22 protein-coding genes are annotated in these 21,031 nt (G+C 66.1%); 13 read left to right on the top strand and 9 right to left on the bottom strand.

The window, feature by feature from the left end; all coding sequences use genetic code 11:
• Positions 1-11: 11 nt before the first annotated feature.
• Together ACGI6K_RS17015 and ACGI6K_RS17010 are read right to left on the bottom strand one after the other, a co-directional pair.
• Positions 12-461, bottom strand: a complete 450-nt coding sequence (locus ACGI6K_RS17015) for a DUF421 domain-containing protein (protein ID WP_376948191.1) — start codon at positions 459-461, stop codon at positions 12-14.
• 187 nt (positions 462-648) lie between these two features.
• Positions 649-1,026, bottom strand: coding sequence for a hypothetical protein (locus tag ACGI6K_RS17010; protein ID WP_376948192.1), 378 nt, complete (start codon positions 1,024-1,026; stop codon positions 649-651).
• 247 nt (positions 1,027-1,273) lie between these two features.
• Between ACGI6K_RS17010 and ACGI6K_RS17005 the strand changes: the two genes are divergently transcribed.
• Positions 1,274-2,134, top strand: a complete 861-nt coding sequence (locus ACGI6K_RS17005) for an SDR family oxidoreductase (protein WP_376948193.1) — start codon at positions 1,274-1,276, stop codon at positions 2,132-2,134.
• Positions 2,135-2,357: 223 nt separating this feature from the next.
• Here the strand turns inward: ACGI6K_RS17005 and ACGI6K_RS17000 are convergent, their stop codons facing one another.
• On the bottom strand, positions 2,358-2,867 hold the full coding sequence (locus ACGI6K_RS17000; protein WP_376948194.1) for a ferritin-like domain-containing protein: 510 nt from the start codon (positions 2,865-2,867) through the stop codon (positions 2,358-2,360).
• Positions 2,868-3,124: 257 nt separating this feature from the next.
• On the opposite strand from ACGI6K_RS17000, the gene ACGI6K_RS16995 reads away from it, so the two are divergent.
• Both ACGI6K_RS16995 and ACGI6K_RS16990 read left to right on the top strand, forming a co-directional pair.
• On the top strand, positions 3,125-3,637 hold the full coding sequence (locus tag ACGI6K_RS16995; RefSeq protein ID WP_376948195.1) for a DUF4142 domain-containing protein: 513 nt from the start codon (positions 3,125-3,127) through the stop codon (positions 3,635-3,637).
• A gap of 459 nt (positions 3,638-4,096) precedes the next feature.
• Complete coding sequence (locus ACGI6K_RS16990; protein ID WP_376948196.1) at positions 4,097-5,443, top strand: sigma-54-dependent transcriptional regulator; 1,347 nt, start codon at positions 4,097-4,099, stop codon at positions 5,441-5,443.
• A gap of 121 nt (positions 5,444-5,564) precedes the next feature.
• Here the strand turns inward: ACGI6K_RS16990 and ACGI6K_RS16985 are convergent, their stop codons facing one another.
• Positions 5,565-5,750 carry a general stress protein gene (locus tag ACGI6K_RS16985; protein WP_376948197.1) on the bottom strand — a complete coding sequence of 62 codons (186 nt, stop codon included), beginning with the start codon at positions 5,748-5,750 and terminating at the stop codon, positions 5,565-5,567.
• A gap of 248 nt (positions 5,751-5,998) precedes the next feature.
• Between ACGI6K_RS16985 and ACGI6K_RS16980 the strand changes: the two genes are divergently transcribed.
• Positions 5,999-6,412 (top strand): CopD family protein, encoded by a 414-nt coding sequence (locus ACGI6K_RS16980; RefSeq protein WP_376948198.1) that lies wholly within the window; start codon positions 5,999-6,001, stop codon positions 6,410-6,412.
• Positions 6,413-6,447: 35 nt separating this feature from the next.
• Here ACGI6K_RS16980 and ACGI6K_RS16975 read toward each other — a convergent pair whose 3' ends face one another.
• A complete protein-coding gene (locus ACGI6K_RS16975) occupies positions 6,448-6,900 on the bottom strand; it encodes a DUF2231 domain-containing protein (protein ID WP_376948199.1) in 453 nt (150 codons plus the stop codon).
• A gap of 66 nt (positions 6,901-6,966) precedes the next feature.
• Between ACGI6K_RS16975 and coxB the strand changes: the two genes are divergently transcribed.
• From coxB to ACGI6K_RS16955, 4 genes are read left to right on the top strand one after another with little or no spacing between them, the layout of a single operon-like run.
• Positions 6,967-7,914 (top strand): cytochrome c oxidase subunit II, encoded by a 948-nt coding sequence (gene coxB, locus ACGI6K_RS16970; RefSeq protein ID WP_376948239.1) that lies wholly within the window; start codon positions 6,967-6,969, stop codon positions 7,912-7,914.
• On the top strand, positions 7,911-10,418 hold the full coding sequence (ctaD, locus tag ACGI6K_RS16965) for a cytochrome c oxidase subunit I (protein WP_376948200.1): 2,508 nt from the start codon (positions 7,911-7,913) through the stop codon (positions 10,416-10,418). The genes coxB and ctaD overlap by 4 nt, the downstream gene beginning before the upstream one ends.
• Complete coding sequence (locus tag ACGI6K_RS16960; protein WP_376948201.1) at positions 10,415-10,750, top strand: hypothetical protein; 336 nt, start codon at positions 10,415-10,417, stop codon at positions 10,748-10,750. The genes ctaD and ACGI6K_RS16960 overlap by 4 nt, the downstream gene beginning before the upstream one ends.
• Positions 10,741-11,562, top strand: a complete 822-nt coding sequence (locus ACGI6K_RS16955) for a cytochrome c oxidase assembly protein (protein WP_376948202.1) — start codon at positions 10,741-10,743, stop codon at positions 11,560-11,562. The genes ACGI6K_RS16960 and ACGI6K_RS16955 overlap by 10 nt, the downstream gene beginning before the upstream one ends.
• On the opposite strand, the gene ACGI6K_RS16950 is transcribed toward ACGI6K_RS16955, so the two are convergent.
• Complete coding sequence (locus tag ACGI6K_RS16950) at positions 11,559-12,929, bottom strand: amidohydrolase family protein (protein ID WP_376948203.1); 1,371 nt, start codon at positions 12,927-12,929, stop codon at positions 11,559-11,561. The two genes, ACGI6K_RS16955 and ACGI6K_RS16950, sit on opposite strands and share 4 nt — an antisense overlap.
• Before the next feature lie 312 nt (positions 12,930-13,241).
• Positions 13,242-14,021: a peroxide stress protein YaaA gene (gene yaaA, locus ACGI6K_RS16945; RefSeq protein WP_376948204.1), complete on the bottom strand. Its 780-nt coding sequence runs from the start codon at positions 14,019-14,021 to the stop codon at positions 13,242-13,244.
• Positions 14,022-14,083: 62 nt separating this feature from the next.
• On the opposite strand from yaaA, the gene ACGI6K_RS16940 reads away from it, so the two are divergent.
• The 5 genes from ACGI6K_RS16940 to moaE all read left to right on the top strand — a co-directional run bounded on the left by ACGI6K_RS16940 (position 14,084) and on the right by moaE (position 18,349).
• The gene (locus ACGI6K_RS16940) at positions 14,084-15,169 is read left to right on the top strand and encodes a cation diffusion facilitator family transporter (protein WP_394542970.1); all 1,086 of its coding nucleotides are present in this window, start codon (positions 14,084-14,086) and stop codon (positions 15,167-15,169) included.
• A gap of 312 nt (positions 15,170-15,481) precedes the next feature.
• Positions 15,482-16,876, top strand: a complete 1,395-nt coding sequence (locus ACGI6K_RS16935) for a PhoH family protein (protein ID WP_376948206.1) — start codon at positions 15,482-15,484, stop codon at positions 16,874-16,876.
• 88 nt (positions 16,877-16,964) lie between these two features.
• On the top strand, positions 16,965-17,441 hold the full coding sequence (gene moaC, locus ACGI6K_RS16930) for a cyclic pyranopterin monophosphate synthase MoaC (protein ID WP_376948207.1): 477 nt from the start codon (positions 16,965-16,967) through the stop codon (positions 17,439-17,441).
• Between the two features lie 211 nt (positions 17,442-17,652).
• Positions 17,653-17,901 carry a MoaD/ThiS family protein gene (locus ACGI6K_RS16925; RefSeq protein WP_376948208.1) on the top strand — a complete coding sequence of 83 codons (249 nt, stop codon included), beginning with the start codon at positions 17,653-17,655 and terminating at the stop codon, positions 17,899-17,901.
• A 1-nt stretch (position 17,902) separates the two neighbouring features.
• Positions 17,903-18,349, top strand: a complete 447-nt coding sequence (moaE, locus tag ACGI6K_RS16920) for a molybdopterin synthase catalytic subunit MoaE (RefSeq protein WP_376948209.1) — start codon at positions 17,903-17,905, stop codon at positions 18,347-18,349.
• 51 nt (positions 18,350-18,400) lie between these two features.
• Here the strand turns inward: moaE and rhlB are convergent, their stop codons facing one another.
• The gene (gene rhlB, locus ACGI6K_RS16915; protein ID WP_376948210.1) at positions 18,401-19,882 is read right to left on the bottom strand and encodes an ATP-dependent RNA helicase RhlB; all 1,482 of its coding nucleotides are present in this window, start codon (positions 19,880-19,882) and stop codon (positions 18,401-18,403) included.
• 168 nt (positions 19,883-20,050) lie between these two features.
• Positions 20,051-20,710 (bottom strand): alpha/beta hydrolase, encoded by a 660-nt coding sequence (locus ACGI6K_RS16910; RefSeq protein ID WP_376948211.1) that lies wholly within the window; start codon positions 20,708-20,710, stop codon positions 20,051-20,053.
• Positions 20,711-21,031: the final 321 nt, after the last annotated feature.

Below are 21,031 nucleotides of genomic sequence, written 5' to 3'. Positions count from 1 at the left end.
TGCCGGGCCGCTCACCCGGATGGGTAGGGGATGATCGATATCTTGCCGTTCTCCTCGAGAATCGCGTATTTGATCTGCGCCATCTGCTTCAACCCCTGGGGCTGGCGCGCCGCCAGGAGAATGTCCTCCTCGCGCAGCCAGGCCTCGCGCAGGCATTTGCTCAGGGGGCGGCCATCTTCGACGATCAGCGTCGAGGTGCCCTCGATCAGCGTGTCGAGCCGGGCGAACCTGAACTTGAGAAAGAACAGGCCGACATCGATGACGATCAGGGTGACGATCACCAGGATCGCCTTGATGAGCGAGAAGTCGTCGCCCAGCAGGGCCTGCTGCGTCGCCTCGCCGATGATCGGCAACAGCAGCAAGTCGAACTTGCTGATGTCCGCCAGGGTGCGCCGGCCGGCGATCTTGAACAGGACCAGGAGGAGCGCATAGACCGCGGCGGCTCGCAGAACGGCGTCCATCGTCAGCTCGTCAGGGGGCGATGAATTGGCTCAAGATTACCCGTTCGTCCTCGAACCAGGCCGAGTTGCTCACCAGTCCCAAGCTCTCCGGGCGGATGGTCAGGTAGAGGGTCAGGTGACCCCGTTCATCGGCCTGATCGACGAGTTCCAGCCCGCCTTCATGGCTGCGTGCGAACAGGGGCCGCGGCTACAGGCTTTCGATCGTATGGGTGCGCAGGAGAGCCCGGTCGATGCGCAGGGTCGCAAGGGCCGAGGGGCGGGTCCGGGCCGTGAAGACGATCCGGCTGCTGGCGCCATTGCGCAGAAAACGCTCGTATTCCACGCTCAGCCGCTGTCCGCGGCCGCTGCTGCTGTGCCGGCTGAGCGGACCGTCGGAGAACAGGCCGTTCAGGGCCAGAAGCACAAGGACGAGCAGGACGCCGAAGCCGATCCGCTCGAACTTCCAGGTCTTGCGCTGGTAGGCGATCCGGTCGGCGATTGGCTGGCTGCGCGGGGCGAAGTCGTCCCGCTGCGCGGCGTCCGCTGGTGTGCGTGGCTTGCGGGCCTCTGGCGAGGTGTCGGTCATGGCGGTGACCCGTATTGCTGCTTGATGAGTCCGACCGTCGTTTCCCGGTTTTGTCTCGCCGGCCGCGGCATCCGCACCGGGCGGGAATTCCGCCGGGCCGCACGGCGGTGGAGTTCGACGCTGCGCTAGAACTCGAAAAAACGGGTCGAGTCTGCTGAGGGGAGGGTACGCGAGAGGGAGGTTTCCCCCGCGCGTCCGTTCGGGCCGCATTCCATCGACCTGTTATTCCCGATACAAGGTGAACGTCATGAGCGAAAACGAACAAACCCTGCCGCCGCAGCATCAGGACCGACGTCCAGGCAACGAAAGCACGATGCGTCCGCGACCGGCATACAGGGCCGAGGATTACAAGGCCGCCGGCAAGCTGGAAGGCAAGGTCGCGGTGATCTCCGGCGCCGACAGCGGCATCGGTCGCGCCGTGGCGGTGGTTTTCGCCAAGGAGGGGGCCGATGTCGTCGTGCTGTATCTGGATCAGCCGGAAGACGCCGAAGAAACCCGCCGCGAGGTTGAGAAGCTCGGCCGGCGCTGCCTGACCCTGGCCGGCGACGTGGCCGATGCCGACTTCTGCCGCCAGGTGGTCGAGAAGACCATGCAGCAGTGGGGATGTCTGGACGTACTGGTCAACAACGCCGGGGAGCAGCATCCGCAGGAACGGCTCGAGGACATCAGCGAGAAACAGTGGGAGAAGACCTTCCGCACCAATATCTTCGGCATGTTCCAACTGACCAAGGCAGCGTTGCCGTCAATGAAGGAGGGCAGCGCCATCATCAATACCACCTCGGTCACCGCCTACAAGGGCAACCCCAAGCTGATCGATTACTCCTCCACCAAGGGGGCGATTACCGCCTTCACCCGTGCCCTGTCGGCCAACTTGGCGCCGCGCGGCATCCGTGTCAATGCGGTGGCGCCGGGGCCGATCTGGACTCCGCTGATTCCTTCCACCTTCAGCGCGGAGGAGGTGGCGCACTTCGGTGCTTTTACGCCGATGAAGCGGCCCGGGCAGCCGGAGGAGGTGGCGCCGGCCTACGTATATCTCGCCTGCAACGACTCGTCCTACGTGACCGGCCAGGTGCTGCACGTGAACGGCGGAACGGTGATCAACGGCTGAAGCGGAGCCAGGCAAGTGCCGGGTGGTAGCCGCTCGGCACTTGTGTCCCGTGTCGGGTATCGGGGGCGTTGCCTGGCTTTTGCTGGAGCTGGAGGGGGAGACGCTGGGGCCGCATCGGCGTGGCCGTGGCCCGATACCCGCGTGCGCGCCGACAGGCATCGGCTTGATCGGCTTGGCCGAGAGCCCATCGCCCTCGGCCCTGTGTCGCGTGCTGCCGGCAACCTTAGCGCTTGGCGGCCACGTCGGGGGTTTCGGAACGGCTCAGGAACTGAGTGGTGAGGTCCGGCAGGTGGTTCAGCAGCCACTCGGCCATGGCCTGTTCCTGCATCAGGATTTCCTGGGCGATCCGCTTGGTCTCCATGTCACCGGCCATTTCGGCGGCGCTGATGATGACCCGGTAGGAGGCGATCTCCATGTTCTCGAAGATATAGGAACTCATCGCGCCCTTGACCACTTCATCGCTCATGGCCACACCGCCGAGACCCTGTCCGAAGGCCACGATCTTGGCGGCCATGTCCTTGAAGGCCGAAGGGCTGCTCCCCAGGCGATTGATACAACTTTCTACCTGGGCCTTCTGCCAGCGGGTTTCTTCGATGTGCTGATCGATACGCACCTTAAGTTTGGGATAATTCTCGATGCGATCCGACATGGACTTCAGCATACTTTCCGCTTGTTGTTCCATGGCGTGGGCATCGCGAAGCCAGTCAAGCAGATTTTCGTGAACGGTTGCCATTTGAGAGTCTCCTTGCCAAGGGAACGGAGTGTTCATTGGGTAGAATCCGCCCGATCTTTGAAAGTTCATCCCGGCTGACGGGTGGAAAATCAGTAGGCGTTCATCGAGTTGGCGTAATGCCTTGTATTGCAGGGGTTCGACTGGCTATCTGCAAACCCAGAACTCTATCCGGCCATGCAAGTCGTACTATTGCCGGCACATGCCGTTCTTTGTCTGGCGAACTCATATATGAAACATTTCTCAAGAGGTAAGACTCCATGATGGGAATATATAAAGCCTTTGTTGCCAGTATATTGCTTGCTGTATTCGGCAGCTTGTATGCCGCCGATATGATGGAAGCCGATGATTTTGTCGACGAGGCTTCGGCGAAGGGAATAGCGGAAATAGAGAGCGGCAAACTTGCCTTGGAAAAGAGCACTTCCTCGGATATCAAGGCCTTTGCCCAGCGGATGGTCGACGAACATACCGCGACGAACGAACGACTGGCGCAGATCGCCCGGAGCAAGAATCTGAAGGTGGCCGATGAGGCCGAACTGATGAGCAAGGCCAAGAAATGGATTTTGCAGTTGCGCGAAGGCGAATCCTTCGATGAGGCCTATGCCAAGAACCAGGTCGCTTCACACGAAAATACCGTCCAGTTGTACCGCCATGCCGCGCAGAGCCTGAAGGACCCGGAACTCAAGGCTTTCGCCGGCAAGACCCTGCCCGTGCTGGAGCGTCATTGGGAGGAGGCTAGGCAACTGGCGGCCAGCCACAGCAAGCGCGACTGACCGGATTCGCGGCCGTACCGGGAGTCCGCTCGTTTCCGTGGTCGGCCGGTCGTTTCGCAGCAAGGATGGTGTCGGACGGGCAGACCACCTGTACGGCTGCTTCGGCGGCGCCCGCGTTGTCTCGCGGGTCGTTCCGCCGTCCGTCGGCGCACCCTTGTCCTGCGGCCTGCAGGGCAGGCGCCCGGAGATGATCCGCTTTTCGTAAAATCCGATACTTGCGTGCCGTCGGTCGGTACTCCGGGGGGCATCCCGGTTCGCGTACAGATGTTCGGATAGAGGCAAATACCACGGCATTTGTTGTAATTTTCCTGACAGATTACCGCTTCGTCCCCGAGCTTTGCTTCCGTTTCCCGTCTCCGACATGGCCTGTCCAGCCACCCTCCAGGAAAAACGCTACCGGGCGTTTGCAACTACGCTGAAGGCCTGAGCTTGGCACCATGAATACATGCGAGGGGGAGAATGAAATCAAAGACGGAAGTTACCGGCCGCATTCTCTTGGTGGATGACGATCCGGTAATACTGCGCACGTTCCGTTCCTGTCTCGAAGAACGTGGCTACAGCGCGATGAGTGCCGGCAGCGGGCCGCAGGCGGAAGCGCTGCTGCAACGCCATGTCTTCGATCTATGTTTCCTCGATCTGCGCCTGGGCAGGGAAAACGGCCTGGCGATACTGCAGCGCCTGCGCAGCCAGGCGCCTTGGATGCGAGTGGTGATAGTCACCGCCATGAGCGCCGTGAACACTGCGGTCGAGGCCATAAAGTCCGGCGCCTCGGACTATCTGGTCAAACCCTGCAGCCCCGACCAGCTATGCCGGGTCACGGCCAAGCAACTGGAGACCGGCCCGCTGGCGTCGCGCCTGGAGGCGCTGGAGGGCGAACTGCGCCAGATTGGCGATGCTTTCGGCTCGGACAATCCAACGATGATGGCGGTGCTGGAGACCGCCCGGCAGGTGGCGGATACCGACGCCAATATCCTCATTCTCGGCGAATCGGGAACCGGCAAGGGCGAACTGGCGCGCGCCATCCACGGCTGGAGCCGGCGGGCGAAAAAGCCCTTCGTGACCATCAGTTGTCCTTCGCTGTCCGCCGAGCTGATGGAGAGCGAGATGTTCGGGCACAGCCGCGGCGCCTTCACCGGAGCCACGGAGAGCACCCTGGGGCGGGTCAACCAGGCCGACGGCGGTACGCTGTTTCTCGACGAGATCGGCGACTTTCCCTTGTCCCTGCAGCCCAAGCTGCTGCGCTTCATCCAGGACAAGGAGTACGAGCGGATCGGCGATCCGGTGACCCGCCAGGCCGACGTGCGTATCCTCGCCGCCACCAACCTCGATCTGGAAGCCATGGTGCAGGCCGGGCGCTTTCGCGAGGACCTGCTGTACCGGATCAACGTGATCACCCTGCATCTGCCGCCGCTGCGCGAGCGTTCCGAGGACATCCTCGTCCTGGCCGAGCGTTTTTTGCGGATGTTCGTCAGAAACTACGGGCGTCCGGCGCGCCGCTTCGGCGAGGCGGCGCAGGCGGCCCTGCTGGGCTACCGCTGGCCGGGCAACATCCGCGAACTGCGCAACGTGGTGGAGCGGACCAGCATCATCTGTCCGCAGGAGGTGATCGAGACGAGTCACCTGGGACTGGGCGAGCAGCCGGGTGGCAACGTGCCGCGGGTGGGCATGCCGCTGCGTCTCGAGGAGCTGGAGAAGGCCCATATCACCGCGGTGCTGGCGAGCAGCGAAACCCTCGAACAGGCCGCCAGGACGCTCGGCATCGATGCTTCGACGCTGTATCGCAAACGCAAACAGTATGGCCTGTGAGGTGCGAAGCGGCGCTTTGCAGGCCGCATTGACGACCTTGAACATGGTCTTGTCGGGCCGATCGTCCGCAAGGACGTCCTAAAGGCGTCTCGCCCGTCTCCGGGCGAGGCTCGCCAGGAGGTCAACGGCCTTCCTTGCCGGCCTGTCCGCCGCCATGACTGCGCTGGCCGCCCTTGCGTCCGGCCTCGGAGGCTTTATCGCGATCCTTGGCGAAGTTGCCGCCGCTGTTCCGACCTCCCTTGCGGCCGGCTTCCGAAGCTTTCTGGCGGTCATTGGCGAAGTTGCCGGGGTTACTGTTCCGCGTCATGTTCTTTCTCCATCTAAGGCTGAAGTTTTACCCAGCTCGCATGGATACTGAAATCACTCCGTTGCAGGAGTTCCTCGGCTTTCAAGGTAATGGCGAATGATGGACAAACGGTAGGGAGTACGGAACTTCCGGCGTTCCGCCATATTCGAACCTACACCCGATCCGGATATCGGGAGGCACGCTGTTTTCGGCCATGCCGGCAGCTTGGCATGGAACAGGGAGTCCGCAACGGATCGGGAAGCGCCGCCATGCCCTGGCTTCTGGTTGTGCATATCGTTTTCCTATTGGTCTGGTGCGGGACCCTGCTTTATCTCCCGGCCCTGATCGCGGACAGCTACGGCGCCGACTTCGATCCCTCCCGCGAGCCCGGCATCCTGCCGCCCCGGCGGCTGTTCAATCTGCTGGCGACTCCGGCGGCGCTTCTCACCATTGCCAGCGGCACGCTGCTGTTTCTCGCGCAGGGCATCTTCGGCGTCTGGCTGGTGCTCAAGCTGACCGCCGTGGCGGTCATGGCGATTTGCCATGTTGGGTGCGGTGCGCTGATCCTGCGCCTGGAGAGCGAGCCGCGCAGCGGGGTGGCGTTCCCCTGCGTCGTCCTGGCGGCGACGTCTGCGCTGGCCGTGCTCTGTGCCGTCTGGCTGGTGCTGGCCAAGCCTGTCTAGAGGAGGTTTCCGCCATGTTGGATTCCGGCCTGCGCTCAACTCTCCACGTCGACTCCTACCGCTTGCTCGTAGACCAAGCGCCCGCCCAGCCAGGCGGCCAGTACGATCAGCAGCGTGGTCAGGGCGGACAGGTACAGGCCCCAGGGAAAGATGTGCTCCACGGCGAGATGGCGCTGCAGCCAGTTCAGCGAAGCCAGCGAGAGCAACATCACGGCGAGGAGGGCATGGCTCCAGCCGGTGACCAGGCGGCGGATCCGGCGCACGCTGAACAGGTCGATCATCCCGGCGATGCTGGCGATCCAGCCGCCGAAGGCGCCGACCCCCGACAGCCACAGGCTGACCCGCGCCCAGAAGGGGTCGCCACTCAGCAGGTAGCCGAGGTCGCTGGCGAGCAGTCCGACCAGGGCGGCGACTGGAAAGTGGATCATCATCGAATGCAGCGGATGGCCACCCAGGGCGGCGCGGCTGCGGATGGTCTGCTCGGGCATCGGAACCTCCTAGGCGGAAGAGGGCGGCGGGCCGCATGCATTCATTTGACCGCCATCGGCCCGGCAATGCTCCTGGCCGGCTGCGGCGGGCCGCAGTCCACGCTCGCCCCGGACGGGCCGGCGGCACAGGTGGCGGCCCGGCTGTGGTGGGGCATGTTCGTCTGGTTCGGCCTGGTGCTGCTGCTGGTCGCGAGCCTCTGGCTGGTGGCTTGGCGCCGCCGACCGCGCCGCTACGATGCCGAGCAGGCCCGCCAGGTGGGGCTGCGCTGGATTCTCGCCGGCGGCGTGCTGCTGCCGGGGCTCAGCATCCTGGTACTGCTGGCTTTTGGCATTCCCCTGGGCCTGCGCATGCTGCCCCTGCCGCTGGGCGGACCGCCGCCGCTGCGGATCGAGGTGACCGGGCATCAGTGGTGGTGGGAGGTGCGCTACCCCGAGACCGGCGTGGTCACCGCCAATCAACTGATCCTACCGGTCGGCCAGCCGGTGGACCTGGAGCTGGCCAGCGCCGACGTGATCCACGCTTTCTGGGTGCCGCGCCTGGGCGGCAAGCTGGATATGTTGCCGGGGCGCCGCCTGACCATGCGCCTGCGGGCCGACCGAGCCGGCCCATACCGCGGGCAGTGCGCGGAGTTCTGCGGCTCCCAGCATGCACATATGGTCCTGGCGGTCGAGGCCCTGGAAATGGCGGACTTCAACGCCTGGCAGGCGGCGCGCCGGGTCGAGCCGCCGGTCGCCCGGGAGCATGCCGCGGCGGTACGCGCCTTCCGCCCCTATTGCGGCGAATGCCACCGGGTGGCCGGGATCAGCGACGGCCGCCGGGCCCCGGACCTCAGCGACGTCGGCGCGCGACCCAGCCTCGGCGCCGGCACCCTGGCGATGGAGCCGGGCGCCATGCGCCTCTGGCTGCACGAGCACCAGCGGCTCAAGCCGTACAACGGCATGCCGCGGCACGACCGATTGTCCGAGGACACCCTGGATGACATCGCCGCCTGGCTGGAGACCCTTGTCCCATGAGCGACACCCGGAATCCCGAGCGACTGCACCAGGACTTCGAAGCCGTGTGGGGCAATCCACGCGGCTGGCGGGCGCTGTCCGCCGTCAACCACAGCAGTATCGGCCTGCGCTTCATGGTCACGGGGACGTTGTTCTTCCTCATCGGCGGGCTGCTGGCGATGCTGCTGCGCGTCCAGTTGGCGCGTCCCGATCTGCCGCTGATCGACCCGCGGACCTACAGCCAACTATTCACCATGCACGGCTCGGTGATGATGTTTCTCTTCGCCGTGCCGATGGTCGAGGGGTTGGCCGTCTATCTGATCCCGAAGATGCTCGGCGCCCGCGATCTGGTGTTTCCGCGGCTCAGCGCTTTTGGCTACTGGTGCTACCTGTTCGGCGGCGTCATCCTGGTTTCCAGCTTGGCCCTCGGGCTGGCGCCAGCGGGCGGCTGGTTCATGTACGTGCCGCTGAGCGGCGACGCCCATTCGCCGGGGGTGAACCCGGATTTCTGGCTGCTCGGCATCACCTTCGTGGAGATCTCCTCGGTGGCTGGCGGCATCGAGCTGGTGGTGTCGATCCTGCGCAGCCGCGCGCCCGGCATGAGCCTCGACAGGATGCCGCTGTTCGCCTGGTATATCCTGGTGACGGGACTGATGATCGTGTTCGGTTTCCCGCCGCTGATCCTCGGCAGCATCCTCCTGGAACTGGAGCGCGCCGCGGGCTTCGCCTTCTTCGATGTCGCCCGCGGCGGCGACCCGTTGCTCTGGCAGCACCTGTTCTGGCTGTTCGGCCACCCGGAGGTCTACATCATCTTCCTGCCGGCGGCGGGCATCGTCAGCACCCTGCTGCCGGTGTTCGCCCGCCGCCCGGCGGTGGGCTACCGCTGGCTGGTGCTGGCGGTGATCGGCACCGGCTTCCTCAGCTTCGGCCTGTGGGTTCACCACATGTTCACCGTGGGCATTCCACTGCTGGGACAGGCCTTCTTCTCCGCGGCCAGCATGCTGGTGGCGGTGCCCACCGGCATCCAGGTGTTCGCCTGGCTGGCGACCCTGTGGACCGGCCGGCCGCTGTTCAACGTACCGATGCTCTGGCTGGCCGGTTTCCTGGTGATCTTCGTCGCTGGCGGCTTGACCGGGGTGATGTTGGCGCTGGTGCCCTTCGACTGGCAGGTGCACGACACCCACTTCGTGGTGGCGCACATGCACTACGTGCTGGTCGGCGGCATGCTCTTCCCGCTGGTCGCCGGGCTCTACTACTGGCTGCCGCACTTCTCCGGGCGATTGCCGTCCGCGCAACTGGGGCGCTGGGGCTTCTGGCTGACCTTCGTCGGCTTCAACGCGACCTTCCTGGTGATGCACTGGACCGGCCTGCTCGGCATGCCGCGGCGGGTCTACACCTACCAGGCCGGCCTCGGCTGGGACCTGCCCAACCTGATTTCCTCGGTGGGCAGCTTCGTGATGGCCATGGGCGTGGTCATGGTGTTGCTGGATATCGGCCTGCATTTCCGCTTCGGCCGCCGCGCCGGCGACAATCCCTGGCAGGCCGACAGCCTGGAATGGGCCACCGCGCTGCCGCCGGCTTCCTACAATTTCGTCAGCCTGCCGGCCTGTACCGGCCGCCATCCGCTGTGGGAGAACCCGGCTCTCGGCCGGAGCATCGCCGAGGGGCGCCACGGCCTGTCGATCGTCGACCACGGTCGCCGCGAGACCTGGGGCAGCGACCCGCTGACCGGGCAAGTGCGCGAGATCATCCACCTGCCGGGCAACAGTTGGCTACCGCTGTACGCGGCGCTGGTCCTGACGCTGGTTTGCCTGTCTTTGCTCAACGGCGCCTATGCCCTGGCCGGTGTGGCGGCGCTGGCGACCCTGGGCATCCTGCTGCGCTGGTCTTGGGTCAACGGCGCGCATCCCCTGGCGGCGCCGGACGAGCGCACCCAGCCGGGCGACCCGCCGCTGCATTCGCGCACCTTCGACGGTCCCGGCCTGTGGGGCATGGGCACCGCCCTGCTGGCCAACGGCGTGCTGTTCTTTTCACTGATCTTTGCCTGGTTCTACCTGTGGACCGTGGCGCCGAAGTGGCGGCCGCCGGCGCAGTCGCCGCTGCCCGAATTGCCGCTGCTGCTCGACGGGCTGCTGCTCACCGCTATTGTGCTGGGTTTCCACCGACTGGTGCGGCGCCTGCGCCGGGGCGAGCAGCGCCGGCTGGAGGCGGAGCTCTGGACGCTCACCGGACTGGGCCTGCTGCAGGCGGCGTGGCTCGCCCGGATACTCGTCGCGATGCCGCTGGCGCCCGCTGCCGGCGCCCACGATGCGTTGATCGCCACGACGCTCGGCTATCTGCTGCTGCACTGCGCGCTGGCGCCGCTATTCAGCGCTCTGCAGGCTTGGCGGGTACGCCTGGGGCTGGTCGGCGAGCGGGCGCCCTACGAGCCGGCGGTGGTCCTGCAGTGGTGGGATTACTGCCTGCTGGCCTTCTGGGTGAGTTACTTCGCCCTGGTGCTGTTTCCCCAGGCGATCGGCGCATGAGGCCGGGGCATCCGCTGCAACTGGCGCTCGGGCTGATCATCTGGAGTCTGTGGCTGGTCGCCGTATACGCCGGATTGTCGCTGAGCTGCCTGTCGGTCTGGCCGGACGCCAGGCTGGGCGTGGGTTCCTGGCTCAACGAACTGCTCGGTTCGCTCACCCTGCTAATCGCGGCCTGGCTGTTCGGCTGCGCCTGGCGGCTGTGGCGCATGCCGCCGCCGATACTGGCGGCGCGGCGCTTCGTGGTGCGGGTCGGTGCCTGGGTCTACCTCCTGGCGGCCGTGGCCACGCTGTTCGTCGGCTTGCCGATCATGGCGTTGCCGCCATGCCTCTGAGTGGCCTGCTACTCCTGCTGCTGCCGGTCGGCGCGCAGGCCCACGGACTGCTCGACGAAGGCCTCGGCCAATTGCTGGGCGAGCGCCTGCCGGTGCTGTTCGGCACCGGGCTGCTGGCTGCCGCCTGGATCGGCTACGAAGGCGGCTGTCGCCGCCGTCCGGCGGCGCGGCGCCGGCGTACGCTGCTGCACGGGGGCTTGCTGCTCGCCGCCTTCAGTCTTTTCGGTCCCCTGGACGAGGCCGCGCAAAGCAGTGCCGCCGCGCACATGGCGCAGCACATGCTGTTGATGCTGGCCGTCGCCCCGTTGCTCGCGCTGGCCCAGCCACTGCCGCAGTGGCACGCTCTGTGCGGCCCGCGCCTGAAGCGCCTGTGGCGCGGCCCGCTGCGCCTGGCCCGCCGGCCGCTGGCCTGCGCGGTGCTGCACGGCGCGCTGATCTGGATCTGGCATGCGCCGGGAGCCTACCGGCTGGCGCTGGACAACCTCTGGTGGCACTTCTTCGAGCATGCCTGCTTTCTGTTCAGCGCCTGGCTGTTCTGGTGGTCGGTGCTGCACGCCGGGCCGCGACAGCAGGGTCAGGCGCTGCTGGCCCTGCTGCTGACCAGCATGCACACCGGCCTGCTCGGCGCCCTGCTGAGCTTCGCCCGAGTGCCGCTCTATCGCGAGGCCGGCGATCTGGGCGACCAGCAACTGGCCGGATTGCTGATGTGGGTGCCGGGCGGCCTGGTCTACCTGTGCGCCGCCCTCTGGTGCGGGCAGCGCTGGTGGCGACGCCTGCTGCGCCGGCTGCCCAGCCATGACCGGCAGGTTTAGGGCACGACAGGGCCGGACACCTCGCGCCCTTGCTGCCAGACCGCTTCGATCTTCTGGCTGTCGGCGATCGTCTGCGAAGGATCGCCGGCAACCACCAGCAGGTCGGCACGCTTGCCGGGCGCGATCACGCCGCGGTCGTCCAGCCCGAGCAGGGCGGCGGCATTGCCCGTCGCCAGGGCAATCGCCTGCAGCGGCGTCAGGCCGGCGTCCACCGCCAGTTGCAGTTCGCGATGTTCGGCGAAGCCTGGGATGCGCAGCGGCGTGGCACCGGAGTCGGTGCCGAAGCCCACCTTCGCTCCGGCCTCGACCAGGCGCTTGAGGTTGGCCTGGTTGGTCTTCACGCCCTGTTCCCAGATCGCCAGCTTCTTTGGGTCGGCCAACGTGTGCCGCCGCCAGGCCGGGTCGTCCAATTGTGCCGCCAGCGCCGGTTGCAGTGCCTGGCGGAAGAAAGGTGTCTGGGTCCATTCCGGTTGGGTGGCGAAAACGTAGAAGGCTTCGTCCAGGTCCAGGGTGGAGATATACCAGGCGCCCGTGGCCTTGATCGCTTCGATCAGTTCATTGTCCACCGGCAGGTCGCGCACGCCGTGGGCGAGGATGTCGGCGCCGGCGGCGATCAGTTTCTTGGCGTCGTCCAGGTAGTAGACGTGGGCGGCCACGCGCAGTCCGTGCGCGTGTGACTCGTCGATGACCGCCGTGTAGATTTCCGGCTTCATTTTGTAGGAGAGGGTGTGGTTGAAGTCGTCCACCCAGATCTTGATGAGGTCGGGCTTGCGGGCGGCCATCTCGCGCACCGCCGCGCGTGCTTCTTCCTCGGTGGCCGGCCGGTACAACTGTTCGGGCGCCACGTTCATCGGCGGGGCGCCCTCCGGCACGCCGATGCCGCGGTCGGCGCCGAACAGGTCCGCGCCGACGCCGATGCCCGAGTGCGCCTCGGCGCGCAGTCGCTGGAACAGCGGGCCATTCAGGCCCAGCGAGGTCACCGTGGTCACCCCGTAGCGCTGGAATTGGCGCAGTTGTCGCTCGATGTTGCCGCGGTTGTAATTCTGCGCTCCAGCGCCGGTACCGTCGGTCATGCCCAGGTGCGAGTGGTTGGAGATCAGCCCCGGCAGGACGCTCCTGCCCGACAGGTCCAGCTCGCGGGCGCCTTCCGGCAGCGTCACCTGCGCGTCCGGCCCGACGGCGGCGATGCGCTCGTTTTCGATCAGGATCGTGCTGTTCTCGCGCGAAGCGCTGCCGGTGCCGTCGATCACCCGCACATGGCGCAGTGCGACGCTGTCGGCGGCCGCGCCGAAGCTGGCCGCCAGCCCGGCGACGAGAAGCGCGCCGGCGAGGCAGCGACGGGAGGTTCGCTTGGCGGGAATCGTCATGTGTCTTTCCTTGTCGGCGGTCCTGATGCTCGGGCATTCATTTCGTGTCCGGCGCCTCGTTACCATTCGCCGGTAGCGCTTTGCCGGGGGATTCGACCGCCGAGGCGATCGGGAAGTTGCCGCCGGGCCTGACGGGGCGCGCAAACGGAGAAGGGCTTCGGGACGGGCGCCCTAAGCGGCGAGGGGCTTGGCCGCGGACAAAGAGGGGCTCGATGCGTTTTTACGACGCAGCACGAGGCTTGTCGCAGTGCCCCATGCCTTGTATCGCGACGCGAAAAGCCGGGCGCCCGAGCCCCATTCTGTCGGACGCTCTCAGTCCATCGGCCGGTCGCGCAGGAATACCAGGCGCTCGGGCGTGGAGTGGCTGACGGAGAAGCGGTAGCCACGCTCGTCGAAGTCCTTGAGGCCTTCCGGGTCGCGCAGTCGCTCCTTGATCACGTAGCGGGCCATGCGGCCACGGGCCTGCTTGGCGTAGAAGCTGACGATCTTGTACTGGTCGTTCTTCAGGTCCCTGAACTCGGTGTCGATAACCCGGCCGCGCAGGAGCGGGCGCCTGACCGCCGAGAAGTATTCGTTGGAAGCCAGGTTGAGCAGGATGTCGTCGCCCTGTTCGGCCAGCGCTTCGTTCAGCCACAGGCTGATGCGCTCGCCCCAGAAGGCGTAGAGGTCCTTGCCGCGGGCGTTGGCCAGTTTGGTGCCCATCTCCAGGCGATAGGGCTGCATCAAGTCGAGCGGGCGCAGCACGCCGTAGAGGCCGGAGAGCACGCGCAGATGCACCTGGGCGAAGTCGAAGTCGGCCTCGTCGAAGTCCTCGGCGTCGAGCCCGGTGTAGACATCGCCCTTGAAGGCGAGCAGGGCCTGCTTGGCATTGGCCGGGGTGAAGTCGGGCGTCCATTCGGCGTAGCGCGCGGCGTTGAGTCCGGCGAGCTTGTCGGACAGGCTCATCAGCTCGGCGATCGCCTGCGGGGTCAGCTCGCGCAGCCGGGCCATGAGTTCGGCGGCGTGGTCCAAATACTGGGGCAGGGTATGGCGCGCAGTGACCGGCGGGGTCCGGTAATCGAGGGTCTTGGCCGGGGAAATCACCATCAGCATCGTTGCTCTCCTTCGAAACTGCGGCGATTCTAGCCCGTGCCCACGTTTTCCCGGAGCTAGCAATGATCGAATGCAACCATGAACACTGGCGGTCTTCCCACGACTACCGCCCGCTGGAGGCCGGCAGTGAGCGCCAGGCCTGGCTGGTGGTGGCCCTGACCGGGGTCACCATGCTGCTGGAGATCGCCGCCGGTTACGGATTCAACTCCATGGCACTGCTGGCCGACGGCTGGCACATGGCCTCACACATGGTGGCGATCGGCCTGACCGCTATGGCCTATCTGCTCGCCCGGCGCTACCTGCGGGACCCGCGCTTCGCCTTCGGCACCTGGAAGATCGAGGTGCTGGCCGGCTTCGCCAGCGCGCTGCTGCTGGTGGTGGTGGCGTTCCTGATGCTCGTCGAGTCGTTCTGGCGGCTCTGGGAGCCCCGCGAGATCGCCTTCGAGCTGGCGCTCTGGGTGGCGGCGTTCGGCCTGGCGGTCAACCTGCTGTCGGCCTGGCTGCTGCGCGACCAGCACGATCACCATGGACATGCCCACGGGCACCATCAGCATGCCGACCATGACCATGACCATGACCATGACCATGACCATGACCATGACCATGACCATGACCATGACCATGACCATGACCATGACCATGACCATGACCATGACCATGACCATGACCATCACGGTCACGGCCACCGCGATCTCAACCGCCACGCCGCTTACCTGCACGTGTTGACCGATGCGCTCACCTCGGTGGCGGCCATCGCCGCGCTGCTCGGCGGCAAGCTCTTCGGCTGGAACTGGCTGGACCCGCTGATGGGCATCGTCGGCGCGCTAGTGATCGGCGTCTGGGCCAAGGGCCTACTGGTCGAGACCGGCAAGGTGCTGCTCGACCGGGAGATGGACAGCCCGCTGGTGGAGCGGGTGCGCGCTACGCTGGAACGCGAGCCGGACACCGAGGTGGCCGACCTGCACCTATGGCGCGTCGGCCGCGCCCAGTACGCCTGCATCCTCAGTGTGGTGACCCATGGCGACAACAGCGCGGACCGCTACAAGGCTTGTCTGACGGGTATTTCCGGGCTGGTTCACGTGACCGTGGAGGTGAATCGCTGCGAGGTGGGGCAGGCAGGCGAGCGGGGCTCATCCCTCTCACTCTAGCGACCGCGAGCGGAGCCGCCAAGGTCATTCGGCGGAGGTATAAAAAAAGCCCGGCAGGCGCTGAAAAGTACTTTTTTCTGTCATCCGTTTTGCTGTATCAACGAAACCAGACCGTCTGACAGACCAAGGAGGATGCCCTGTGCGTCACGAGCGTCGCCACGGTCTGTCGATTGCGCGCACGTCCGGCGGCTTCCGGCCGGCGGCGTGCCCGGACTCTCCCGCCCGGTGCCGGAGAGGATGGCGGTTTCCCGCGGCGGAGCGCTGTATCCGGCATTCCGTCGCCTGCCCCCGGCCAGAAAAAGGTGACCGAATATGGATGAACACGGATGCGCCCACCCCACCCAGGCGACCTTCTACGTCCTCGACACCAACATCCTGATCCACGATCCCAACGCCTTGCTGAATTTCCAGGAGCACCACGTCGGTATCCCGATGACGGTGCTCGAGGAACTCGACAAGCTGAAGACCGGCAAGCACACCGTGGCCGCCGAGTGCCGCCAGGCGATCCGGCTGATCGATCAGGTGCTTGGTGAGGCGACGCCCGAGGAAGTCGAGCAGGGCGTACCCATCCAGCGTGGCAAGAGTGGCCCCTGCGGCCTGCTGTCGATTCTCATGAGCCGCCGCGCCGAGGCCGAAGAGCGATTGCCGGACGACGAAAGCAACGACAACCGCATCATCAACCTAGTGGTAGACCTGAAGAAGCGCTGGCCGAACGTGCCGGTGGTGCTGGTCACCAAGGACATCAACATGCGCCTGAAGGCGCGCGCCTGCGGAGTGGCGGCCGAGGACTACCACACCGACCAGTTGATCGACGACGTCAGCCTGCTGCCGCGCGGCTACCACAACCTGAGTGGCTCCTTCTGGGACCGGGTGAGTAAGGTGGAGACCCGCCAAGACCACGGCCGTACCTGGCACCGGGTGCAGCTCACCGACAACCTGCCGTCGCTGCACCTCAACGAATTCATCCTCGACGAGCAGGGCTTCGTCGGCTGGGTCAAGGGCATCAAGGGCGACGAGCTCCTGATCCTCGACTTGCACCAGGAGCCCTTGTTGCACCAGGAGGCCTGGGGGCTGCGGCCGCGCGACATCTACCAGGCCCTGGCGCTGTTCGCCCTGCTCGATCCGGATATCCACCTGGTCAACCTGACCGGTGCCGCCGGCTCGGGCAAGACCATCCTCGCCCTAGCCGCAGCCATCGAGCAGACCATGGTCAGCAAGCGCTACCGGCGGATCATCGCCACCCGCAGCGTGCAGGGGCTGGACGAGGACATCGGCTTTCTGCCCGGTACCGAGGCGGAGAAGATGGAGCCCTGGCTCGGCGCCATCACCGACAACCTGGAAGCGCTGCACATGGATGACGAGAGTACCCACGGCAGCGTCGACTACATCCTGCAAAAGGTGCCGCTGCAGTTCAAATCGCTGAACTACATTCGCGGACGCAGCTTCCAGCAGAGCCTGATCCTCATCGACGAGTGCCAGAACCTCACCCCGCACCAGATGAAGACCATCATCACCCGCGCCGGCAGCGGCTCCAAAGTGGTCTGCCTGGGCAACTTGGCGCAGATCGACACGCCCTATCTGTCGGCCACCAGTTCCGGGCTGACCTATCTCACCGAGCGTTTCAAGGACTTCCGCCACGGCGTGCACATCACCTTGCAGGGGGTGCCGCGCTCGGCTTTGGCGGAGTATGCCGAGGCGCACCTGTAGCCGTCGCGGCCGCGGGGCTCGTTCCCGCGGCCTTCCGGCCTCTCCGGGTTATACAATTGGCTTCCTTTCGCCGCAGGAGGCATTGCCCATGCTCACCCATCTCGATTCCCGGGGCCATGCCCACATGGTCGACGTCACCGACAAGGCCAGCACTGCCCGCGAAGCCGAGGCCGAGGCCTGGGTGCGCATGCGCCCGCAAACCCTCGCGCTGATCCAGAAGGGCGGCCATCCCAAGGGCGATGTCTTCGCCGTGGCGCGCATCGCCGGGATCATGGCGGCGAAGAAGACCCACGAACTGATTCCGCTCTGCCATCCGTTGCTGCTGACCGGCATCAAGGTCGAGCTGAGCGCCGAGGGCGAGGACCGTGTACGCATTGTCGCCCGCTGCAAGCTGGCCGGGCAGACCGGCGTGGAGATGGAGGCGCTGACCGCGGCCAGCGTCGCCGCGCTGACTCTCTACGACATGTGCAAGGCGGTCGATCGCGGCATGCTCATCGAGCAAGTCCGCCTGCTGGAGAAGAAAGGCGGCAAGAGTGGCCACTACCGGGCCGGCCAAGCCGTGTGAAAACTATCGTGCCCGGCCTGTCGCGTTGAAATCGAGTTTGGAGGCCGCTTGCGGCTGACCCACTTCAAGTGCGTTCTCGAAGGGGCGAGCGGAGCGAGTCAAGCTCATTCACCGCTCGCAAACTCCGCTTCTTCGCTCGATTTCGCCTTGCCCGATCTTCGCTCGCTACGTTTTCACACGGCCTGCAACGCCCGATTTCCGGAGTATCCCTATGATTCACGTGCAGTATTTCGCCCGCTACCGCGAGACGCTCGGCGTCGATTCCGAACGCCTCGCCTGGGAAGAGGGCTTCGCCCGCCTGGACGACCTGCGCCGCCACCTGCTGGCGCGCGGCAGCGACTGGGCGGTGCTCGGCGAGCGCAACCTGATGTGCGCCCGCAACCAGGAGCTCTGCGGCCTGGACGAGCCCCTGGCCGACGGCGACGAGGTCGCCTTCTTCCCCACCGTCACCGGAGGTTGAGATGGGTATTCGGGTACATGTCGGAACCTTCGAGCCGGGACGCGAACTCGATGCGCTGCACGCGGCCAACGCCGGGGTCGGCGCGGTGGTCGGCTTCGTCGGCTACGTGCGCGACTTCAACGAAGGCCGCGAGGTCGGCGGGATGTTCCTGGAACACTATCCGGGGATGACCGAGAAGGCCCTGGCGAAGATCGCCGACGAGGCCGCGCGGCGCTGGCCGTTGCTCCGGGTGGAGGTGCTGCACCGCATCGGCCGCTTGGAGCCGGGCGAGCCGATCGTCTTCGTCGGCACCGCCAGCGCCCACCGGCAGGCGGCCTTCGACGCCTGCGAGTTCATCATGGATTACCTGAAGACCCGCGCGCCGTTCTGGAAGAAGGAAGATACCGGCGAGGGACCGCGCTGGGTCGAGGGCCGCGATAGCGACCAGGAGGCGGCGCGGCGCTGGTAGGGGAATGGGCGGTCACCCGTCGGGTGGGCAAGCCTGCGGGCTGGCCGGGCTTCAGGAGTGCTGCGGCACGGGCTGGAGCAGTTCGGCGGGTGGGATCTCGCAGTTGATCTTGCGCCCGAGCAGCGCCTCGATCGGTGGCAGGGCGAAGGCGTCGTCCTCGCCGGCGAAGCTGATCGAGGTGCCTTTGGAGCCGGCCCGGCCGGTACGGCCGATGCGATGCACGTAGTCGTCCGGATCTTCCGGCAGGGTGTAGTTGATCACATGGCTGACGCCCTCGACGTGGATGCCACGGCCGGCCACGTCGGTGGCCACCAACACGCGGATGCGGCCCTCGCGGAAGCCTTCCAGGACCTTGATGCGCTTGTGCTGCGGCACGTCGCCGGACATCTGCGCGGCGCTGATGCCGTCCTTGGTCAGGCGCTCCTCGATGCGCCGCACCTCGTCCTTGCGGTTGGCGAACACCATCACCCGTTCCCAGTTGTTGCGGGTCACCAAGTTGTACAGCAGCCGGTACTTGTCGCTGCCGGCCACCGCGTAGACGTGCTGCTCGACGCTGTTGCTGGCGACATGCTCCGGTTCGATCTCGACGATCGCCGGATCGACCGTCCACTGCTTGGCCAGGTTCATCACGTCCTCGGTGAAGGTCGCCGAGAACAGCAGAGTCTGCCGTTCGCCTTTGTACGGGGTCTGGCGGATGATCTGCCGCACCTGCGGGATGAAACCCATATCGAGCATGCGGTCGGCCTCGTCCAGCACCAGCACCTCGACCATGTCCAGATGCACCTCGCTGCGCTGGTTGAAGTCCAGCAGGCGGCCCGGAGTGGCCACCAGGATGTCGCAGAACTTCTCTTCCAGTTGCTTGAGCTGCTTGTCGAAGTCCATGCCGCCGACGAAGCTCATCACGTTGAGGCCGGTGTAGCGGGTCAGCGCCAGGGCATCCTTGGCGATCTGCACTACCAGCTCGCGGGTCGGCGCGATGATCAGCGCGCGCGGTTCGCCCATGTAGCGCTCCTTGGGCGGCGGGGTCTGCAGCAACTGGCTGATGATCGAGATCAGGAAGGCTGCGGTCTTGCCGGTGCCGGTCTGGGCGCGGCCGATAGCGTCCCGGCCTTTGAGGGTGTAACCGAGCACCTGGGCCTGGATCGGTGTGCAATAGGGGAAGCCGACGTCGTGGATGGCGTGCATCAGCCGCGGGTCGAGGTCGAAGTCGTGGAAACGGGTCTTGCCCCGCACGGGCTCGACTACGAAGTCCTCCAGCTTCCACTCCGCCGCCGGTTTGTCCGGCGGCGGCTCGCGCCGTGGCCGTCCGACCTGGGGTTTGCTAGCGCCCTTGCGTTCGCCGACGAGCTTGTCGGCGACGATTTTCCTGCCGGCGGGCTTGCCTTCGCTGCGGGGTGGCTTGGTTTTCTGCCGGGGCGGCTTGGATGGAGCGGCGGGAGCGGTGGAGCGGGTGGCGGAAGCTGGCATGTCGACGGCGACAGGCGGTTGTGCCTGTTCGCCCATGCCTAGAAGTTTCTTGAGTGCCTTGAGCACGGTTATCTCGTCGATGGATGAGGAATTGGATTGCCGCCAGTGTAAAGCAAGAGGCTAGGCGGGCGAAGGGTTGCGCAGCCGGGATGCAACGATGCGCCGGCCATTTCGGCGGCGTTCCCGCCGGCGCGGACCGCTCCCAGGACATCGGCGCCCTGGGAGCGCGCTGCGCTAGCGGGCCAGGCGCTCGGCGAGCCAGAGGCCGATGTCGTGGATCTCGTCGGCGACCACCTGGTGTCCCATCGGATATTCCCGCCACTCCACCGGCACGCCACGCTCGGCAAGCACATCGTGGGCGACGCGACCGAGCGCCAGCGGTACCACCTCGTCGTGATTGCCGTGCAGGTGCAGTACCGGCAGTCGGCTTTGCTGCGCGTCGAGTTCGAGCCGGTCGAAGGTCGGCGCATAGGTGGAGAGCGCCAGCACGCCGGCCAGGGGGCCCGGCCAGCGCAGGAAGGCGGTGTGCAGGACCACCGCGCCACCCTGGGAGAAGCCGGCGAGGACGATCCGCGCCGGCTCGATGCCGGCCTGGCGTTGCGCTTCGATCAGCTCGACGACATGGCGCGATGACTCCTCCAACTGGTCCTCGTTTATGGCCCGGGCGCTTGGGCTCATGGCGAGAATGTCGTACCAACTGGGCATGCTCCAGCCGCCGTTGATGGTCACCGGACGGCTCGGCGCCTGCGGCAAGACGAAGCGCACGCCGTTCAGGCGGCGCTGCAGGAGGCGGGCGACCGGCTCGAAATCGTGGCGGTCGGCGCCGAGGCCGTGCAGCCAGATGACGCAGGCGTCGGCGGAGGTCGTCGGCTCCAGGATCAAAGGTTCGTTCATGGAAACTCCAGTACGGGGCGGGGGCCTGTGGATTGCCGGCCGGTGCGACGCCGGAACTGCGGCAAGCTTACACAGTTTCGCCGACCGCGCCGCAGGCGATCGCTGCCCGCGGGACCTGTGGGGGCTTCGAGGAATTCGGATGGCGCGGTCGCTGGGCGCGCGTGGAGCGCCGCGAGAGCCGGGATCGGATTGGCAAGGGTGTGTGGGCTTTGCGATAGCTGCTTACCGAGTGTGCCGAAACTTTGCTTTCAGGCGGTTCGAAGCCCGATTCCCGTTAGCAGGCCGAGCGCAGGTGTCGCGTAGGGGGGCGAGCCGCAGGGA

It is taken from the genome of Azorhizophilus paspali (genome assembly GCF_043587585.2).
In the GTDB taxonomy this organism is placed as follows: Bacteria; Pseudomonadota; Gammaproteobacteria; order Pseudomonadales; family Pseudomonadaceae; genus Azotobacter; species Azotobacter paspali.
Note: the sequence above shows the minus strand (reverse complement) of the source record. Positions and strands in the feature narration are given on the sequence as shown.

Excerpts from the sequence above, each read along its gene's own strand:
- ACGI6K_RS17015 (WP_376948191.1), bottom strand. The coding sequence starts at position 461 with ATGGACGCCGTTCTGCGAGCCGCCGCGGTCTATGCGCTCCTCCTGGTC.
- ACGI6K_RS17010 (WP_376948192.1), bottom strand. The coding sequence starts at position 1,026 with ATGACCGACACCTCGCCAGAGGCCCGCAAGCCACGCACACCAGCGGAC.
- ACGI6K_RS17005 (WP_376948193.1), top strand. The coding sequence starts at position 1,274 with ATGAGCGAAAACGAACAAACCCTGCCGCCGCAGCATCAGGACCGACGT.
- ACGI6K_RS17000 (WP_376948194.1), bottom strand. The coding sequence starts at position 2,867 with ATGGCAACCGTTCACGAAAATCTGCTTGACTGGCTTCGCGATGCCCAC.
- ACGI6K_RS16995 (WP_376948195.1), top strand. The coding sequence starts at position 3,125 with ATGATGGGAATATATAAAGCCTTTGTTGCCAGTATATTGCTTGCTGTA.
- ACGI6K_RS16990 (WP_376948196.1), top strand. The coding sequence starts at position 4,097 with ATGAAATCAAAGACGGAAGTTACCGGCCGCATTCTCTTGGTGGATGAC.
- ACGI6K_RS16985 (WP_376948197.1), bottom strand. The coding sequence starts at position 5,750 with ATGACGCGGAACAGTAACCCCGGCAACTTCGCCAATGACCGCCAGAAA.
- ACGI6K_RS16980 (WP_376948198.1), top strand. The coding sequence starts at position 5,999 with ATGCCCTGGCTTCTGGTTGTGCATATCGTTTTCCTATTGGTCTGGTGC.
- ACGI6K_RS16975 (WP_376948199.1), bottom strand. The coding sequence starts at position 6,900 with ATGCCCGAGCAGACCATCCGCAGCCGCGCCGCCCTGGGTGGCCATCCG.
- coxB (WP_376948239.1), top strand. The coding sequence starts at position 6,967 with ATGCTCCTGGCCGGCTGCGGCGGGCCGCAGTCCACGCTCGCCCCGGAC.
- ctaD (WP_376948200.1), top strand. The coding sequence starts at position 7,911 with ATGAGCGACACCCGGAATCCCGAGCGACTGCACCAGGACTTCGAAGCC.
- ACGI6K_RS16960 (WP_376948201.1), top strand. The coding sequence starts at position 10,415 with ATGAGGCCGGGGCATCCGCTGCAACTGGCGCTCGGGCTGATCATCTGG.
- ACGI6K_RS16955 (WP_376948202.1), top strand. The coding sequence starts at position 10,741 with ATGCCTCTGAGTGGCCTGCTACTCCTGCTGCTGCCGGTCGGCGCGCAG.
- ACGI6K_RS16950 (WP_376948203.1), bottom strand. The coding sequence starts at position 12,929 with ATGACGATTCCCGCCAAGCGAACCTCCCGTCGCTGCCTCGCCGGCGCG.
- yaaA (WP_376948204.1), bottom strand. The coding sequence starts at position 14,021 with ATGCTGATGGTGATTTCCCCGGCCAAGACCCTCGATTACCGGACCCCG.
- ACGI6K_RS16940 (WP_394542970.1), top strand. The coding sequence starts at position 14,084 with ATGATCGAATGCAACCATGAACACTGGCGGTCTTCCCACGACTACCGC.
- ACGI6K_RS16935 (WP_376948206.1), top strand. The coding sequence starts at position 15,482 with ATGGATGAACACGGATGCGCCCACCCCACCCAGGCGACCTTCTACGTC.
- moaC (WP_376948207.1), top strand. The coding sequence starts at position 16,965 with ATGCTCACCCATCTCGATTCCCGGGGCCATGCCCACATGGTCGACGTC.
- ACGI6K_RS16925 (WP_376948208.1), top strand. The coding sequence starts at position 17,653 with ATGATTCACGTGCAGTATTTCGCCCGCTACCGCGAGACGCTCGGCGTC.
- moaE (WP_376948209.1), top strand. The coding sequence starts at position 17,903 with ATGGGTATTCGGGTACATGTCGGAACCTTCGAGCCGGGACGCGAACTC.
- ACGI6K_RS16910 (WP_376948211.1), bottom strand. The coding sequence starts at position 20,710 with ATGAACGAACCTTTGATCCTGGAGCCGACGACCTCCGCCGACGCCTGC.